The sequence below is a fragment of the Allobaileyella intestinalis genome, assembly GCF_009695865.1.
Lineage (GTDB): Bacteria > Bacillota > Clostridia > Peptostreptococcales > Anaerovoracaceae > Allobaileyella > Allobaileyella intestinalis.
The window spans coordinates 105798-123217 of record NZ_VUNB01000001.1; the positions used below are offsets into that span (position 1 = coordinate 105798).

16 protein-coding genes are annotated in these 17420 nt (G+C 46.2%); 11 read left to right on the forward strand and 5 right to left on the reverse strand.

Going from position 1 to position 17420, the window contains the following annotated elements; all coding sequences use genetic code 11:
* Window positions 1-15 precede the first annotated feature (15 nt).
* From FYJ66_RS00500 to FYJ66_RS00550, 11 genes are all read left to right on the forward strand, one after another.
* The gene (locus FYJ66_RS00500; RefSeq protein WP_154571570.1) at window positions 16-1098 is read left to right on the forward strand and encodes an ABC transporter ATP-binding protein; all 1083 of its coding nucleotides are present in this window, start codon (window positions 16-18) and stop codon (window positions 1096-1098) included.
* The gene (locus FYJ66_RS00505; protein WP_154571571.1) at window positions 1088-1903 is read left to right on the forward strand and encodes an ABC transporter permease; all 816 of its coding nucleotides are present in this window, start codon (window positions 1088-1090) and stop codon (window positions 1901-1903) included. Before FYJ66_RS00500 ends, FYJ66_RS00505 begins: the two co-directional genes overlap by 11 nt.
* The gene (locus tag FYJ66_RS00510; RefSeq protein ID WP_154571572.1) at window positions 1900-2745 is read left to right on the forward strand and encodes an ABC transporter permease; all 846 of its coding nucleotides are present in this window, start codon (window positions 1900-1902) and stop codon (window positions 2743-2745) included. The genes FYJ66_RS00505 and FYJ66_RS00510 overlap by 4 nt, the downstream gene beginning before the upstream one ends.
* Window positions 2742-3800: an extracellular solute-binding protein gene (locus tag FYJ66_RS00515; protein WP_154571573.1), complete on the forward strand. Its 1059-nt coding sequence runs from the start codon at window positions 2742-2744 to the stop codon at window positions 3798-3800. Before FYJ66_RS00510 ends, FYJ66_RS00515 begins: the two co-directional genes overlap by 4 nt.
* A 331-nt stretch (window positions 3801-4131) precedes the next feature.
* Window positions 4132-5184, forward strand: coding sequence for a heat-inducible transcriptional repressor HrcA (hrcA, locus tag FYJ66_RS00520; protein WP_154571574.1), 1053 nt, complete (start codon window positions 4132-4134; stop codon window positions 5182-5184).
* The gene (grpE, locus tag FYJ66_RS00525; RefSeq protein WP_154571575.1) at window positions 5181-5852 is read left to right on the forward strand and encodes a nucleotide exchange factor GrpE; all 672 of its coding nucleotides are present in this window, start codon (window positions 5181-5183) and stop codon (window positions 5850-5852) included. The genes hrcA and grpE overlap by 4 nt, the downstream gene beginning before the upstream one ends.
* A 94-nt stretch (window positions 5853-5946) precedes the next feature.
* Window positions 5947-7824 carry a molecular chaperone DnaK gene (gene dnaK / locus FYJ66_RS00530; protein ID WP_154571576.1) on the forward strand — a complete coding sequence of 626 codons (1878 nt, stop codon included), beginning with the start codon at window positions 5947-5949 and terminating at the stop codon, window positions 7822-7824.
* Window positions 7825-7964: 140 nt separating this feature from the next.
* Window positions 7965-9095 carry a molecular chaperone DnaJ gene (gene dnaJ, locus FYJ66_RS00535; RefSeq protein WP_154571577.1) on the forward strand — a complete coding sequence of 377 codons (1131 nt, stop codon included), beginning with the start codon at window positions 7965-7967 and terminating at the stop codon, window positions 9093-9095.
* Between the two features lie 158 nt (window positions 9096-9253).
* On the forward strand, window positions 9254-9526 hold the full coding sequence (gene rpsT / locus FYJ66_RS00540) for a 30S ribosomal protein S20 (protein WP_154571578.1): 273 nt from the start codon (window positions 9254-9256) through the stop codon (window positions 9524-9526).
* A gap of 446 nt (window positions 9527-9972) precedes the next feature.
* The gene (iorA, locus tag FYJ66_RS00545; RefSeq protein WP_154571579.1) at window positions 9973-11751 is read left to right on the forward strand and encodes an indolepyruvate ferredoxin oxidoreductase subunit alpha; all 1779 of its coding nucleotides are present in this window, start codon (window positions 9973-9975) and stop codon (window positions 11749-11751) included.
* The gene (locus FYJ66_RS00550) at window positions 11751-12326 is read left to right on the forward strand and encodes an indolepyruvate oxidoreductase subunit beta (RefSeq protein ID WP_154571580.1); all 576 of its coding nucleotides are present in this window, start codon (window positions 11751-11753) and stop codon (window positions 12324-12326) included. Before iorA ends, FYJ66_RS00550 begins: the two co-directional genes overlap by 1 nt.
* A 138-nt stretch (window positions 12327-12464) precedes the next feature.
* Here FYJ66_RS00550 and FYJ66_RS00555 read toward each other — a convergent pair whose 3' ends face one another.
* The 5 genes from FYJ66_RS00555 to FYJ66_RS00575 form a co-directional block, all read right to left on the reverse strand.
* Entirely contained in the window at window positions 12465-13124 is a 660-nt protein-coding gene (locus FYJ66_RS00555; protein WP_077391176.1) for a hypothetical protein, read from the reverse strand.
* Window positions 13125-13158: 34 nt separating this feature from the next.
* On the reverse strand, window positions 13159-13575 hold the full coding sequence (locus tag FYJ66_RS00560; RefSeq protein ID WP_154571581.1) for a hypothetical protein: 417 nt from the start codon (window positions 13573-13575) through the stop codon (window positions 13159-13161).
* 10 nt (window positions 13576-13585) lie between these two features.
* Entirely contained in the window at window positions 13586-14263 is a 678-nt protein-coding gene (locus FYJ66_RS00565; RefSeq protein WP_154571582.1) for a TIGR00266 family protein, read from the reverse strand.
* A 172-nt stretch (window positions 14264-14435) separates the two neighbouring features.
* Window positions 14436-15884 (reverse strand): response regulator transcription factor, encoded by a 1449-nt coding sequence (locus FYJ66_RS00570; RefSeq protein ID WP_235897298.1) that lies wholly within the window; start codon window positions 15882-15884, stop codon window positions 14436-14438.
* A 227-nt stretch (window positions 15885-16111) separates the two neighbouring features.
* Window positions 16112-17302: a pyridoxal phosphate-dependent aminotransferase gene (locus tag FYJ66_RS00575; protein WP_154571584.1), complete on the reverse strand. Its 1191-nt coding sequence runs from the start codon at window positions 17300-17302 to the stop codon at window positions 16112-16114.
* Window positions 17303-17420: the final 118 nt, after the last annotated feature.

Below are 17420 nucleotides of genomic sequence, written 5' to 3' on the forward strand. Positions count from 1 at the left end.
ACAGGAGGAAACCAATTGAAGGAACTTATCAGGCTGGAGAATATTACAAAATCCTTTGAAGATACAGATGTTCTCAGAGGTATAGACCTTGCCATAAACGAAAATGAATTTGTAACGATTCTCGGACCTTCCGGGTGCGGAAAAACTACTATGCTTCGCATCATTGGCGGATTCGAATCACCCGACAGTGGAAAAGTCCTTTTCCAGGGTCGTGACATTACGAACCTGCCTGCAAACAAAAGGCCGCTGAACACGGTGTTCCAGAACTACGCGCTGTTCCCTCACATGAACGTCTTCGATAATATTGCCTTCGGCCTCAGGGTCAGCAATACTCCTGAGGATGAAGTGGAAGAGCGGGTAAGGGGCGCCCTGAAGATGGTAAACCTTTCCGGATATGAGAAGAGGACTATCGACAAGATGTCAGGAGGTCAGCAGCAGAGGGTGGCCATGGCAAGAGCTATAGTGAACAGGCCGAAGCTCCTTCTTCTGGACGAACCTCTGGGGGCCCTGGATCTGAAACTGAGACAGGAAATGCAGTACGAACTGGTGAGCCTGAAACATGAGCTGGGAATTACGTTTATTTTTGTTACCCACGACCAGGAAGAAGCTCTGACCATGTCAGACAGAGTTGTGGTAATGAATAACGGACAGATACAGCAGATGGGCACTCCTGAAGAAATATACAATGAGCCGGAGAATGCCTTTGTGGCAGATTTTATTGGAGACAGCAATATTCTTTCCGGAGTTATGGTAAGAGATAAACTGGTCCGCATAAACGGAGTGGATTTTCCTTGTGTTGATACGGGCTTTGCTCCAAACCAGCCGGTGGACGTTGTTATCCGGCCTGAGGATATTGAGATCCGCCCTTATGGAGAGGGAATTGTCAACCTGGTTATAAGCAGCAATCTGTTTATTGGCGTTCATTATGAGATGCTGGCCTACAGTGAGGATGGCTATGAGTTTGAGTGGCTCCTTCAGAATTATGAATCTCATAATGTTGGTGAGAAGGTTGGAATGTACGTTCAGCCTCAGAACATTCAGATAATGCATAAGCCGGAATCTCAGGAACAGGAGGTCATGGATCTCGATGAAATATAGTAAAGCTTGGGCATCTCCCTTTTTGATATGGATTGCAATCGGTACTGTTGTGCCGGTTTTCTCCATCGCTTACTACGGCTTTTCAAACAGGGCAGGCCATTTCACCTTTGACAATATTGGGGCAACATTTTCTCCTGATCACATGGAGGCGCTGGGACTGTCCCTGCTGCTGGCTTTTGTGAGCACAGCCGTATGTTTTATTCTGGCTCTGCCTATGGCAATGATACTCAGCAACAGCAGACATGGAAAAACGGGAATGGTGATTTTCATCTTCATATTGCCTATGTGGATGAATTTTCTTCTCAGGACAATGGCCTGGCAGGTCCTTCTTGAAAGAGAAGGAGTAATAAACTCCATCCTTCACGCCCTTGGCCTTCCGGGGCAGCATCTCATAAATACCCCGGCCGCAATCGTTCTTGGAATGGTATATGATTTTTTACCCTTCATGATTCTTCCTATATATAACGCTGCTTGCAAAATCGACAACAGGCTCATTGAAGCGGCCTATGATCTGGGAGCAGATAAGGGAACGGTTTACAGAAAGGTGATTTTCCCCCTGCTGGTTCCCGGCATTGTCAGCGGTGTGACCATGGTGTTCATTCCGGCACTGACAACCTTCGTTATTTCAAACATGCTGGGCGGAGGAAAGATCAACCTCATCGGGAATATTATTGAACAGGAATTCACCGTCAGCTCAAACTGGTATTTGGGTTCAGGAATGTCCCTGGTTATGATGGTGTTCATCATTATTACCATGCTGCTTTTCGGTAAGTTTGATAAGTCAGGAGGAGAGAGTCTCATATGAAAAATACAAAAAGATCTGCCTCCGTTATTGGTGCAGTGTACATTGTGATTATCATGCTGTTTCTGTACCTGCCTATTCTGGCCCTTACAGTTCTGTCTTTTAACGAAAGCAAATCAATGTCTGTTTTCACCGGCTTTTCTCTCCGGTGGTACAGAGAGATGTTCCAGAATAAGCTGATTATCAACTCGGTGATAAACACTTTTGCCATTGCTCTTACAGCCTCTCTTGGGGCTACGGCAATAGGAACGGCTGCATGTCTCGGAATGTCCGGCATGAAGAAGAAAAGCCAGGACACCATCATGGCATTCAACAGCATTCCAATGCTGAACGCCGATATTGTAACAGGCATTTCTCTGATGCTGACTTTTATAATGTTCAAGTTCCCTCTGGGATATGTGTCGGTGCTTCTGGCCCACATTACGTTTTGCATTCCATATGTAATTCTTTCTGTAAGACCAAGACTGAACAAGGGAACTGCCACCCTGTATGAAGCAGCTCAGGATCTGGGAGCCTCCAAGTGGTACGCTTTTTCCAGAATAGTAATGCCAGAACTTATGCCAGGAATGATTTCCGGTTTCCTCCTGTCGTTTACAATGTCTGTAGATGATTTTATTGTAACGTATTTTACCAGGGGCGCTGGCATCAACACTATTTCAACATTGATCTACAGCCAGGTGAAAGTGGGAATCAGACCTACACTGTTCGCCCTGTCCACTGTGATCTTCGCTGTTGCTCTTGTGGTTCTTCTTGTAAGCAATCTTGAGAAACCTGAAGAAGATGGCAGAGAAACAGTGAGGAAACATAGAAGAGGAAAGATGGGCAGAAAGGAGCTTCAGCCGTGAAAAAGGGAATAATGCTTTTCGTGTTTGCCGGAATCATGGCGGTTGTGCTGACCATTGCAAGAAACGGCGGAAGTAAGTCATCAGGAGTTCTGTACGTGTTCAGCTATGGAGATTACTACGATCCTGCCATTGTTGAGGAGTTTGAAAAAGAAACGGGAATACAGGTTATCCAGGATACTTACGACACTGCAGAGGAGCTTTATCCTATTATTGAAAACAACCCGTCCAGATACGATGTGGTGTGCACCTCCGACTACATGATTGGAAAAATGGAGAAAGAGCACATGCTTGCACCACTGGACAAGTCTTCAATTCCGAATTTGAAGAACCTTGATCCCAAGTACATGAAAAAGGCTGAAGCTTTCGACCCGGGGAATAAGTACTGTGTTCCTCATACATGCGGGACAATGGGAATAATATACAACAGCAAGAAAGCTGGAGATGTTGACTTTAATTCCTGGGATGCCCTGTGGAATCCTGAGATGAAAGGCCAGATCGTAATGCCCGACAGCCTCAGAGATGCCTATGTTATCGGCCTCAGCAGGAGGGGTTACGACATCAATACTGAGAATTCAGCCCAGGTCAAAGAAGCCACTGCTGATCTGATGGCTCAGAAACCACTGGTTTACAAATACGCAAACGATTCCGCAAGGGATCTGGTGGCAGACGGGTCGGCAGTAGCAGGTGTTGTATGGAACGGAGAATATAAGTATGTAAAAGGCTTGAACAAGAATGCAGAATTTTCCGTGCCAAAGGAAGGAACGGAATTCTACATCGACGGATGGGTTGTTCCAGCAAAGGCGAAGAATAAGGAAAACGCCATGAAATGGATAAACTTCCTTTCCAGAGGAGATATTGCATATAAGAACTTCGAGTATCTGTACTACACAATTCCTAACACTGCGGCCTACAAGAAAATTGATCCGGAAGATCTGAACAATCCGGCAATCTTCCCTACTGATGAAACTCTGGCCAGATGCCATTCGCTGACTACTCTGAGCCACAAAGGGGATGCACTTTACAGCAGCGAATGGAAGAAGGTCAAGGGAGAATAGAGAGAATAGAAGCTGGCAGCCCTGCTGCCGCCGGACAACTTCGCATTTCAACAGGGAGCCGAGTCATTTTAGTTTCAAAATGACTCGGCTCCCATTTTTTTCCAGTAACAAATATTAAAACTCCTTCACGTATCATCACTGAAAAAACACAATAACAACCTTTTTGGTTGTTGACAGTAATGGAAGGGGAGAGTATATTAATGACAGTGATTAGCACTCCACGATAATGAGTGCTAACAAAGATACATACAGTGATCCCGGATAGACCAGGGAATTACAGATAGATGAATTGGAGGATGTCTGCAGGAAGCTGCAGAGAAATGGAGAGAATATGGATCTCAGTGAAAGAAAATTGAAAATCCTTCAGGCTATCATCAACGATTATGTAACTACAGCGGAGCCTGTTGGCTCCAGGACGCTGACCAGAAAGTACGATCTGGGTGTCAGTGCTGCTACTATAAGAAATGAGATGTCTGACCTGGAGGATATGGGCTATCTCACCCATCCTCACACCTCAGCAGGAAGAGTGCCTTCAGACAAGGCATATCGTCTGTACGTTAATGAGCTGATGGGAAAGAGGCCATTGTCCAGAAACGAGAAACAGGCTATAAATGAAAGGCTGGCAGTTGATCTCAATGAGTTTGATGATACCATCAAGCATGCGGCGGAGCTTCTGTCGGAGATTACGAAACTGGCGTCCTTTGCCATGACGCCGGAAGTAAGCAGAGACACTCTTAAGTTCATCAAGCTCCTTCCGGTTAGTGAAGATGCAGTGGTTATGATGATAGTTGCAGACAGCGGCAACATCAGCAACACCACATTGAGGATCAGCGTTCCTTACACTGCAGAGGCTCTGGAAATCCTCAGCAAGACCATGACATACAACTACAAGGGAAGAACCATCGACGATGTTCTGAGAAGCAGCTTGATTGCGGATTTCAAAAGTGATATTGAGGCGATGAACGCCCTTACTCAGAACGTAATGCCGGGATTCATCAAGACCCTGGAGGACATGCTGAACGTAAACCTGTATATGGAAGGACTTACGAATATATTCAATATACCGGAATACAGCAGCATCGACAAGGCGAAGGCCTTTATCGAGACTCTCAGCAGAAGAGAGGAATTTACCAGAGACATGCTTCAGAGGGACGATGGAATGATAGTGACCATCGGAGAGGAGAATCCTGAGGATGACATGAAGGATTATTCTCTGATTACTGCTACATATCATGTTGATGGAAAGCTGGTGGGCAAACTTGGAGTAATCGGACCTACCCGGATGAATTACGGAGAGGTCACATCAATAATGGAATATCTGAGTGACAACTTGAGCAAATCGTTTAAGCTGGTAGGCGGAAAGGATAAGGAAAGAGACAAATGAGTGAATTGAACGAGCAGACAGCTCAGATGGAGGATCAGGAGACTAGCACCGGAACTGGCGAAGATAAGGCTGAGCCGGAAAAGGCTGAGCCGGAAAAGGCTGAGACAAATCAGGCTGAATCCTCTGCTGACAAGGCTTCAGAAGAGACCGGCGATGATCAGGATGCTCCTGAAGAGGAAAAAGCTGATGGCCAGCCGGAGGGTTCCGAGGCCCCTGAAGAAAAAGCTGATTCAGTGAAGACTGCTGAGCAGCAGAAGAAGGAAGATGACGAGAAGTACATGAGGCTCATGGCTGAGTTCCAGAACTACAAGAAGAGGGTAGCCAAAGAGAAGCAGGATATTCAGTCATTTGCCAATGAGAAGATAATCACCGAGCTCCTGGAGGTTCTTGATAATTTTGAAAGGTCTCTGGAACACAGCAGTGATGCAGATGAGAATTACGTAAAAGGAATGGAGATGATTTTCCAGCAGCTGAAAACAGCCATGGAAAAGGCGGGGCTCAAGGAAATTCAAGCTCTTGGAGAAGATTTTGATCCTGCAGTGCACAACGCTGTAATGCAGGAGGAATCTGATGAACTTGAAAGCGGAAAAGTAAGCAAGGTCCTCCAGAAGGGATACAAGCTGAATGACAAGGTCATCAGAGCTGCTATGGTAGCAGTGGCCAAATAAAGGCTGCTGATCACATATAACCGGCCGGAAGTTCACCGGCCGGAGAGAAAACAGAAAATAACGGCGCATGCCGATCTGAAAGGAAGGAAATAAAATGAGCAAAGTAATAGGAATTGATTTGGGAACAACAAACAGCTGCGTAGCAGTACTTGAAGGTGGAGATCCTGTAGTTATTGCAAATGCAGAAGGCGCAAGAACTACTCCTTCAGTAGTAGCGTTCACAAAGGATGGCGAGAGACTTGTAGGTGAAACAGCAAAGAGACAGGCTATCACAAACCCTGACAGAACTATTTCATCTATTAAGAGACACATGGGTGAAAATTACACCGTTGATATTGACGGAAAGAAGTACACACCACAGGACATTTCTGCAATGATCCTGAGCAAGCTGAAGGCAGACGCTGAGTCATACCTGGGAGACAAGGTAACAGAGGCAGTTATCACAGTACCTGCTTACTTCTCAGATGCTCAGAAGCAGGCTACAAAGGATGCAGGAAAGATTGCAGGACTGGATGTTAAGAGAATCATCAACGAGCCTACAGCAGCTTCTCTTGCATATGGTCTGGACAAGGCAGACGGATCCCAGAAGATCCTCGTGTACGACCTGGGCGGCGGTACATTCGATGTATCTGTTCTTGAGCTTGGTGACGGCGTATTTGAAGTACTGGCCACAAACGGTGACACACACCTGGGCGGCGATGACTTCGATAACAAGATTATGAACTACCTGGCTGACGAGTTCCAGAAAGAGCACGGAGTTGACCTGAGAAAGGACAACATGGCTCTCCAGAGACTGAAGGAAGCAGCTGAGAAGGCTAAGAAGGAGCTGTCAAGCGCACAGACAACCAAGATCAACCTGCCATTCATCACTGTAACAGCTGAAGGACCTCTTCACATGGATGTAGATCTGACAAGAGCACGTTTTGATCAGCTGACAAGCGACCTTGTTGAGAAGACTATCGAGCCTATGAACAAGGCAATGAGAGACGCCGGAGTTACAAGTGCAGATCTGAGCAAGGTTATTCTGGTAGGAGGTTCTACAAGAATTCCTGCAGTTCAGGAAGCTGTTAAGAGAGTTACAGGAAAGGATCCGTTCAAGGGCATCAACCCTGATGAGTGCGTAGCAATCGGTGCTTCCATTCAGGCAGGAGTTCTTACAGGAGAAGTAAACGACGTTCTTCTTCTGGATGTAACACCACTGTCCCTGTCTATCGAGACACTGGGCGGAGTTGCAACAAAGCTGATCGAAAGAAATACTACAATTCCTACAAAGAAGAGCCAGATCTTCTCAACAGCTGCAGACAATCAGACAACAGTAGACATTCACGTTATGCAGGGTGAGCGTGAGATGGCTGCAGACAATATTACACTGGGCAGATTCCAGCTTACAGGCATTGCACCAGCACCTCGTGGAATTCCACAGATCGAGGTTACATTCGACATCGATGCAAACGGTATCGTAAACGTAAGCGCAAAGGATCTTGGAACAGGCAAGGAGCAGAAGATTACTATTACATCTTCAACAAAGCTGTCTGAAGACGAAATCAACCAGAAGGTTAAGGAAGCCGAGATGTACGCTGAGGAAGACAAGAAGCGTAAGGAAGGCGTAGAAGCAAAGAACCAGGCTGAGGCGATGATCTTTGAGACAGAGAAGCAGCTGGGCGAGTTGGGCGATAAGGTTACAGCAGACGAAAAGGCTAAGATTAACAGTGCAAAAGAGGCTCTCCAGGAGGCACTGAAGGGCGATGATACTGATGATATCAAGGCCAAGACAGAAGCTTTGACACAGGCATTCTATCCGGTAAGCTCCAGAATCTATCAGGAAGCACAGGCTCAGCAGCAGGCTGCCGGCGCAGCTGGTGCCGGTGCAGCAGGAGCAGGTCCGCAGGCAGGTGCTGACAGCAGCTCTTCACAGGGCCCTGCAGGAGATACAGTAAATGCTGACTACGAAGTAGTTGACGACGACAAATAAGTCATATAAACTAATCCAGCAATTAATTAACTGCTGCCGGTCAACAGCCGGCAGCATATTTGATGATAGAGACAGCAGGTTCTGACCATTGTCAGCAGACTGGATCTGAACATTATTTAATATATAGAGAAGGAAAAAATATGGCTGAGAAGAGAGACTATTACGAGGTGCTGGGACTCCAGAAGGGAGCGTCAGCAGAGGAAATAAAGAGGGCTTTCCGCAAAATGGCCATGAAATATCATCCGGACCGCAACCCGGATGACAAAGATGCAGAAGAGAAGTTCAAAGAAGTAAACGAAGCCTATGCCGTTCTTTCTGATCCTGAAAAGAAAGAAAAATACGACAAATTCGGCCATGCAGGAGTAGATCCAAATGCAGGCTTCGGCGGTGCAGGAGGCTTCGGCGACTTTGGCGGATTCGATTTCAGCGACATCTTCGATATGTTTGGCGGCGGATTCGGTGGAAGCAGAAGAAGCGCCAGAAGAAATGGCCCTCAGAGGGGAAGCGACCTGCAGAAGAATATTACTATCGATTTCACAGAAGCTATTTTCGGATGCAAAAAGGAAATCGAGATCACCAAGAATGTCCGCTGCAAAACCTGTAACGGTGAGGGAACAGCGCCGGGAACACACAAGAAAACCTGCGATGTCTGCGGAGGAACTGGTCAGGTTTCCCACGTTTCAAATACTGCCTTCGGACGTTTCCAGAATGTGACAACCTGCAGCAAGTGCGGAGGAACAGGTCAGATAATCGAGACTCCTTGTCCAACCTGCCACGGTTCAGGAGCTGTAAGGAAGAGGGTAAAGATCAACCTGGATATTCCAGCAGGAGTAGACAATGACAGCATCATACCAGTAAGAGGACAGGGCGAACCAGGAGTTAATGGAGGACCTGAGGGAGATCTCTACGTTATTATCAGCGTAAGACCTCACAGTACTTATAAGAGAAAAGGCGATGACCTTTATCTCACCATGCCTGTAACATTCAGTGAGGCAGCACTGGGAGCAAAGGTCATGGTTCCGGGATTCAATGAAACTTACTCATACACAATTCCGGCAGGAACTCAGTCCGGATCCAATTTCCGCCTGAAAGGAAAGGGCGTGAAAAACGTACACACCGGCAGATATGGTGATCTGTACGTAAAGGTTGTTGTTGAGATACCGACAAAACTCAGCTCCAAGGAGAAGAAGGCCATCCAGGAAATGGACAGCAAGCTGAAACCAGGTGCACATCCAAGAAAACGTGAGTTTGAGAAATTGAGATTCAAGTAGAGAGCAAACCTTAAGCCGGAAGGTTCTGCTGTTCCTGTACCGGCATAGCAGGAAAATAAATACAATATCCGGAAAAAACTTTCTTGAAAGCACCTGTGTTGTAGTGTAGAATTACCGGTGCGAGTTTAAAACTTTTTTTATTATAGTGGGGGAGAAAAATGGCAAACATTAAATCCGCAAAGAAGAGAATCAAGGTTATTGACAAGAAGACAGCACGCAACGCTCGTATCAAGAACCATGTCAAGGAGGCTGAGAAGGCATTCATGACAGCAGTTGCTAAGGGAGATGTTGCAGAGGCTGAGAAGACTTTTGCAGTAGCCGAGAAGAAGATTATGCAGGCTTCCGCAAAGGGAACTATGCATAAGAACACAGCTGCAAGAACTGTATCCAGACTTAACAGAAGACTGAACAATCTGAAGGCTGACAATTAATTCTCACCCGTCCCCACACACGCATAAGTTAAATGCGTATTCTTAAGCAGTGGTGTGTCTCCCACTGCTTTTTTTTGTGCCTGAAATCCTTCGGCAGAAAATGTATCGTGCATCAAAAACCAAAAATGTACATAATTTTTCTAATGTTTTTACTGGAAAACAAAACAGAGAATTGATCAAACTTAAGAACAAAAGAAGGGGATTCACTGTTTAATTTATAATTTTGGACCAAATACAATTGTGTATCATGTGGAAAACAATAAAAATAAAATTTTTACCGGAAAATATTACTGTTTTGAACAGTCAATTGACGTTATTGTTGTAAATTAAGGCAATAAAAAGTGACAGAGGAGGCCTGCAGCCCTTAATTGACGAAAAAAATACAAAGTTGTATAATCTCGATGTATGATAAGTTTCAAGAAACTTGAACTTAAGGAGGTAAGTAGATGAAAGTAATTATGTCGGGCAATGAAGCCATAGCTCGCGGCGCCTACGAAGGTGGCGTTCAGTTCGCTTCAGCTTATCCCGGTACTCCAAGCACTGAGATCCTGGAGAATATGCCTCAGTACAGCGAAGACGTATATTCAGAGTGGGCTCCAAACGAGAAGGTAGCAGCAGAGGCTGCCATCGGAGCATCCCTGGCTGGCGTCAGATCATTCTGTGCTATGAAGCACGTAGGAATGAACGTTGCTGCTGACCCTATCTTCACTGTTGCATATACCGGCGTTACAGGTGGATTCGTTATCGTTTCTGCAGACGACCCGGGACAGCACAGTTCTCAGAACGAGCAGGATAACAGAAACTATGCGAAGGCTGCAAGACTGCTGATGCTTGAGCCATCCAGCAGCCAGGAGTGCAAGGACTTCATGAAGATGGCCTTTGAACTTTCTGAGCGTTTCGACGCACCTGTTCTCATGCACCTGACAACTCGTGTATGCCATTCCAAGGGAATCGTAGAGCTGGGTGACAGAGTTGAGCATGAATATGTTCCTTACAAGAAGCAGATCACAAAGTACGTATCTGCACCAGCAAATGCCAAGAAGATGAGAGTCAACCTGGAAGACAAGCTGGCTAAGATGGAAGAGTTTGCAAATACTGTAGAGATCAACCAGCCTGAGTATCACGATACAAAGATTGGTGTTGTTACTTCCGGAATCTCTTATCAGTATGCTAAGGAAACATTCGGAGATAACGCTTCTTACCTGAAGCTGGGAATGACTTTCCCTCTGCCTACAAACCTGATCAAGGAGTTCTGCTCCAAGGTGGACAAGGTATACGTAGTTGAAGAGATGGATCCATATCTGCAGGAGTTCCTGGAGAGACATGGAATCGAGTGCGTAGGAAAGCCAACTATTCCAGTATTCGACGAGCTGAACACAGACCTGGTAAGAGAAGCTCTTACAGGAGAGAAGCCAGAGTCCTACGATTCAGAGCTTAAGTCAGTTGTAAGGCCTCCAACGCTTTGCGCAGGATGTCCTCACAGAGGATTCTTCCAGGCTATCAAGAAGAAGAAGGGCCTGATGATCAACGGAGATATCGGATGCTACACACTGGGTGCAAACGATCCTCTGAATGCTCTGGATACAGCTATCTGCATGGGAGCATCCCTGTCAATGGCACACGGTGCTTCTCAGGCTTACAAGGTAGCAGGAGCTAAGACAAAGGCTGTTGGTGTTCTGGGAGACTCCACATTCTTCCACAGCGGAATTACAAGCTTGATGGACGCTGTTTACAACCAGAGCAGCAGCATCAGCGTAATTCTGGACAACAGAATTACAGGAATGACTGGTCATCAGCAGAACCCTGGTACAGGATTCACTCTGATGGGCAAGCCAGCTCCAGAAGTTGATATCCCTGCACTGTGCCAGGCTATCGGCGTTAAGAAGGAGAACATCTACACAGTAAACCCACTCCACCTGGACGAGGTTGATAAGGCTCTTGACGAGTGCATCGCTAAGGATGAGCCAACCGTTATCATTACAAGATGGCCATGCGTTCTTAAGAAGTTCAGCCAGCAGGATCTTGATGAGTTCCCAACACTCCACAAGACACAGTGCCTGATCGATCAGGACAAGTGCAGAAACTGCAAGTCCTGCGTAAGAACAGGATGCCCTGCTCTTATTTCTACAAAGGATAAGGTAGTCATCGACACCACAAGCTGCACAGGCTGCACAGTCTGCAAGCAGGTTTGCCCATTTGATGCGATTTCGGAGGTGACAAAGTAATGAGCGATGTTAAGAATATCCTTCTCGTTGGAGTAGGTGGTCAGGGAACTATCCTGGCAAGTAAGATCCTGACCAGCGGTCTGATGGAAGCAGGTTACGATGTAAAGATGAGTGAGATTCACGGAATGTCTCAGCGTGGAGGCAGCGTAAGCACTCAGGTTAGATACGGAGACAAGGTTCTTTCTCCAATTGTTGGAAAGGGATCTGCTGACGTTATCGTAGCATTCGAGACAATGGAAGCTCTGAGATGGCTGCCATACCTGAAGAAGGGCGGAAAGATCGTAGTAAACGATTTTGAAATCAACCCTGCACCAGTTAACCTGGGCAAGGCTGAGTATCCAGATGGCATCATCGAGGATCTGAAGACAAAGTGCGAGGTTCTGTCTCTGAAGGCAGGAGATATCGCTACAGAGCTGGGAAATCCTAAGGCAATGAACGTAGTTCTTCTGGGAGCACTGGTAAAGGCTATCGGAACTCTTGATCATGTTGACTGGGATGCTCAGATTGAGAAGAACGTTAAGCCTAAGTTCGTAGAGCTTAACAAGAAGGCATTCAAGGCTGGTTACGATCTGTAGGACAGATAGTTTCAGCACTGATTTGAAAAGCTGATTAAAAAGAGATGCGGCGTTTTGTGCCGCATCTCTTTTTCAATGGGGAATATATTTGGGGAAATATATTGGAAATATAATTGGGGATATATTGGGAATTAATGTTTAGCTGGTTTCTCCGCCTTTAATGGCGTCCATTCTCTTGATAACTTTATCCTTGTCGTAGTAGATCTTCACGCAGTAGTACTGATCCATTTCTTTTACAATTGCCTTTATATCTTTGTCGTATTTATCTACGTGAGTCATGGAGATGTTGACTTTTCCATAGATGAAGTTGTCGTCATCCAGCTTCAGGACAAAATCTGTCTTGCAGTATCCCTGCAATGTTTCGGAGCCGTACTTGTATATTTCATAGTCTGAAATATAGGCTGCTTTTCCATCCTGAGCTGTTTTGATCTCGCTTGCCTTCTTTTCTGCTCCGGAGAAATAGTCGCTGTCGATGTACGACATTTCTGAAAGGATCTTTTCCGGATCTTTGTCGTTGGCTTTTATGGTATTGCTGTTCACAAGGGAGATATTGGCGTTGACGTCGGAAGATGAACCGGTTACATAGGTTGAGTGGTGACTGGTGTTTTCAGCAGGGACGAACAGCATTATTTTGTCTATGTCCCCGGTGCCTTCCAGATCCTGTTCTGCAAGTTTTTCAAATCCGTCATAATCTTCCTGGGGATTGAAAACCGAAACAGGCTGCTTATCGCCACAAGCTGTCATAGCAAACATTACAGCACCCATCAGCAGAGCTAAGATGATTCCTTTCTTTTTCATGGTAGATTCCTCCTGCTGTTTCAAGTATTGACCCTTATGACTGTTTTTCCAGAGTGAGGGTCATTCCGTAGCTTTCCATATTGAGGATAAGCTTACCTTCGTCATTAATTGAGCCGGTTAAGGTGTCTGATCCGTCTTCAACTAACACTGTTTTATCGTCTCCGTCCTTCAGTTTCCATTTTACATTTCCGTCCTGTCCCAGGAGTTTGAATGCACACTTACCGCCGCTTTTGAATTCTATAGTTCCTGCAGTGTCCGTGCCGCTGTAAGAAGCCAGCTGTTCTCCCGTCATGGTGATACCCTCCATAGATGCTTCTGTAAGATCCCATTTACCGATGAATTTCTTCTCAGCATCACTTGTTCCGCAGGCGGTGAATAACAATACGGAAAACAGAATCAGAAGAGAAAGGGCCAGGAACCTGGAAATGTTCCGGTGGGTAGTTGTTTTCATGGTGTCCTCCTTATTTTCCGTTGTTTGCGGCTATAAGCGGAGCAAGGCTGTTGGCAAGGGCTGAAATCGGCATGGTCTGGAGCCATACTCTTCCAGGTCCGGTGAGGATGGTGTTGAACAGACCTTCGCCTCCGAAGGCGATGTTGCCCAGGCCTTTAACCATTTCGATATCCATGCTTACAGACTGCTCCATGGCTGCTACATATCCGCTGTCTACAACCAATTGTTCTCCGGCGCCCAGGACTTTCTCTTCAACTGCTCCGTCTACCTCCAGAAAGGCGTAGCCGCTGCCGCTGAATTTTTCCATGATAAATCCTTCTCCTCCGAAGAATCCGGCGCCTATTTTTTTCTGCAGAAAAACGTCCATGCTGACAGTGGATTCGCTGGCAAGAAAGGCTTTTTTCTGAGCCACAAGAGGCATCTGGGTAACATCAACGGCCAGTATGTGCCCCGGAAAACTCATTCCGAAGGCGATTTCTCCAGGTGCTTCGGCAACATAGTTGTTGAGGAAGAGAGATTCTCCCGAGATGGCTTTTTTGAACATGCCGCCCAGACCGCCGCTCTTGGTCTGCATCTTCACGCTGCGTGTCATCCATGCCATGGCTCCCGACTGACATTTCATCATCTCACCGCCGTCAAGCTGGCACACCAGTATTGAGAAAGGTGCATCTTTTACTTCGAACTTCATGTTGTTACCTCCTTTTTGTGTTTTGTATCTTCTGAGAGTGATTTCCTGAAATTAATTTGCGGGGGCTGTCTTTTCTTGTGATGAGCATACCTTGTATTTAAATCCGTGCATAGTACCCGGCGGGTACTTTTAAAAAAGCCTTGAAACCACAGGGCTTCAAGGCTTGAATAAATCAGATGTTTTCCAGATCATCCATCCGTCTGCATCGCCGGAACAGATCCACGTACATGATCAGTTCGTTCCGGGAATTGATTTCAAGTTTTCGGTAGATGCTTTTAGTATGTTTCTTGACGGTGTTTACCGATATGAAAATCTCTTCTGAAATCTGGGAAGGGGTCATTCCCCGGGTATAACATTGGAAAACGGTTTTCTCGGCTGGTGTAAGAGTCATGACTCCTGCAAGAAAGGCATCCAGGGTGTCAGACAGTTCCTGGGGAATGTCCATGGCTTCAGGTACTGCAGCGGGGGCTGCGGCCATTGAGGCTCGTATCTCAGTTGGTGTGGTATAACTGATTACCGGATTCCTTTCGGTAAATGGCATGTCTATTATTTCCAGAATCTGTTCCGGATCCAAATCATCTTGAGGGAGGGTTATTGTACAAAGCTGCACAGCAAATGTCAGTGAAAGTTCGCTGTAGGTCCACTTTTCCTTAAACCGCTCTGCTATCTTTGACCGCAGGTCGGCGGTAAACAAGGCATCTCCCATGACTACCGGAAGAACGAAAAATCCTCTGGCGCAGTCGTAAACATTAATCCTCGGATCAAGAGAGTCCAGCCAGTCTGCAGCGAAATGGAGCAGTGCGTTTATCCTCAGATTCTCGTACCCTTCCGACTTGAAGTACTGGCTTTTTGAAAGCTTTACTACTATCAGCCTGAAGGTAGTACCCGATGCCATGAGAATGGACAGGGACTTGATAAATGCGAACCTGTTATATACTTTTGTTACCGGGTTTCTCAAATCGTCAAAGTTGTCTACAGTGGTCATCAGCATGTAGAACCCAACGGATTGGAAGAACATTTCGATGAGCTGATGAGGAATGAAGATCATCTGAATCAGGATGGGGATGAGGCTGGTCAGCAAAAGTGCTATCATAGCCCGCCACTGGCGGCGGGTCAGGAGATTCCGTTTCATGAGCACAATGAAGCAGCAGAGCACCATGTAGAATATGGATACTCCGTAGAGTGGGTACATCATGGGTCCGTGTGAATAGACTCTGTATTTATCGTAGTAGAAAACCCAGCGGAAAACGTTATTCAAAGCCAGGGGCAGGATCACACCTGCCAGTTCAGGAATAATCAGGAGTGCCTTTACTGTTTTCCGGCGGACCATGTCCAGGCCGAAAAGAAGCATGAGATACCAGGCGAACAGCGCGGCTTCCATGCAGTGGGTCAGGAGAAACGACAGGTTGAGGAAGTCTCTGTAAGCATAGGAATACTGGGCTGTGTAGGAATTGGCTGCCGAACTCCATATGTCCAGAACAGCTGCAGCAAAATGAAGAACCAGGATGCCAAGAAGCACCTTATTTTCAAATCGCTTCATGTCCTTGTGCAGGACCATGACAGAAATGCAGAGCGTGGTGATCACCACGGCACAGATATCAAAGGAAACGTTATATACCATCAGTTTCTCCTTTGAGGGCTCGATCATTTACTGTGACATTAAGGATGATTGCCTTGTGGAAATATTCTATCAGAATATGAAGTGAAATGGTGGAAAATATAAAATCACAGAAAAAACCCTGCTCACCGGCAAATGCCGGAAGCAGGGCTTCCTGGTAACCAGCCTCAGCTACGGAGAGCTGAGGGCATGACTGGCTCTATGATCTTTACTTATATTGTACCAACGTACTATTTGTATGACTCAATCATTGCCTTGAATGCAGGCAGAGATCTCTTGATCATGTCATTGGATACGCAGTAGGACAGTCTGAAGAATCCAGGGCAGGCAAATCCGTCTCCAGGAACTACCAGCAGGTTGTGCTCCAGTTTAGCCTTCTCAGAGAATGCCTTAGCATCACCGTTAGGAGCCTTTACGAACAGGTAGAATGCTCCGTCTGGCTTAGCGCACTCATAGCCGTACTCTGTCAGTGTGTTGTACAGCAGGTTCCTGTTTTCATCGTAAGCCTTAAGGTCAGGGTCACATCCAACGCACTCACCAACAACTCTCTGGATAAGTGTAGGAGGGCAAACAGAACCGATCTCACGAGCAGCACCTGCAACAGCAGCATAGAGCTCCTTGCCATTAGCAACTCTGTCGCTGATGAATACATATCCGATACGCTCTCCTGGCAGGGACAGGGACTTGGACCATGAATAGCATACGATAGTGTTGTCATATACACATGGAACAAATGGAACCTTAACTCCACCGTAAACCAGCTCTCTGTATGGTTCATCGGCGATGAGGTAGATCGGATGACCGTACTCATTGCCCTTGGCTGTAAGCATGTCAGCAACCTTCTTAAGAGTTTCTTCTGTATATACAACTCCGGAAGGGTTGTTTGGAGAGTTGATAACAACGCCTACTGTGTGAGGTCCGATTGCTTTCTCCAGCTCTTCCATGTTGATCTGGAAGTGCTCTGTATCAGCAGGAACAACTTTCAGCTTAGCGCCGTCACAACCGAAGAATACATTGTATTCAGGGAAGTAAGGAGCGATAAGAACGAACTCATCTTCAGTAGATGTAGTCAGAGCTTTTGCAACAGATACCAGAGCAGGAGCGCATCCGCAAGTCATGAAGAGCTCGCTTGCCTTTGCGTTGATGTTGAAACGCTCATTCAGGTTATCGGCAATCTGCTGACGAACGTTCTCAAATCCAGGAGCCATTGAATATCCGTGGATCAGAATTGGATCTTCCTCGTCCAGCAGTCTCTTGATAGTCTCGTTTACTTTCTTTGGAGCAGGGATGCTTGGATTTCCCAGAGAATAGTCATACACATTCTCTTTTCCAACAACCTTGGCCTGCTCAAGACCATAAGCGAACAGCTCTCTGATTACAGATGGGGCGGTACCGTAACCATAATACTTTTCATTAACCATTTGCTAAATTCTCCTTTCACAAAAAGCAATGAATGTCACAACGGGACAAATGCCTTCTTTTATCAAAAAAAATCAAGGCAGGGGAATTGTCCCGAACCACTTTACTTATGTCAATATT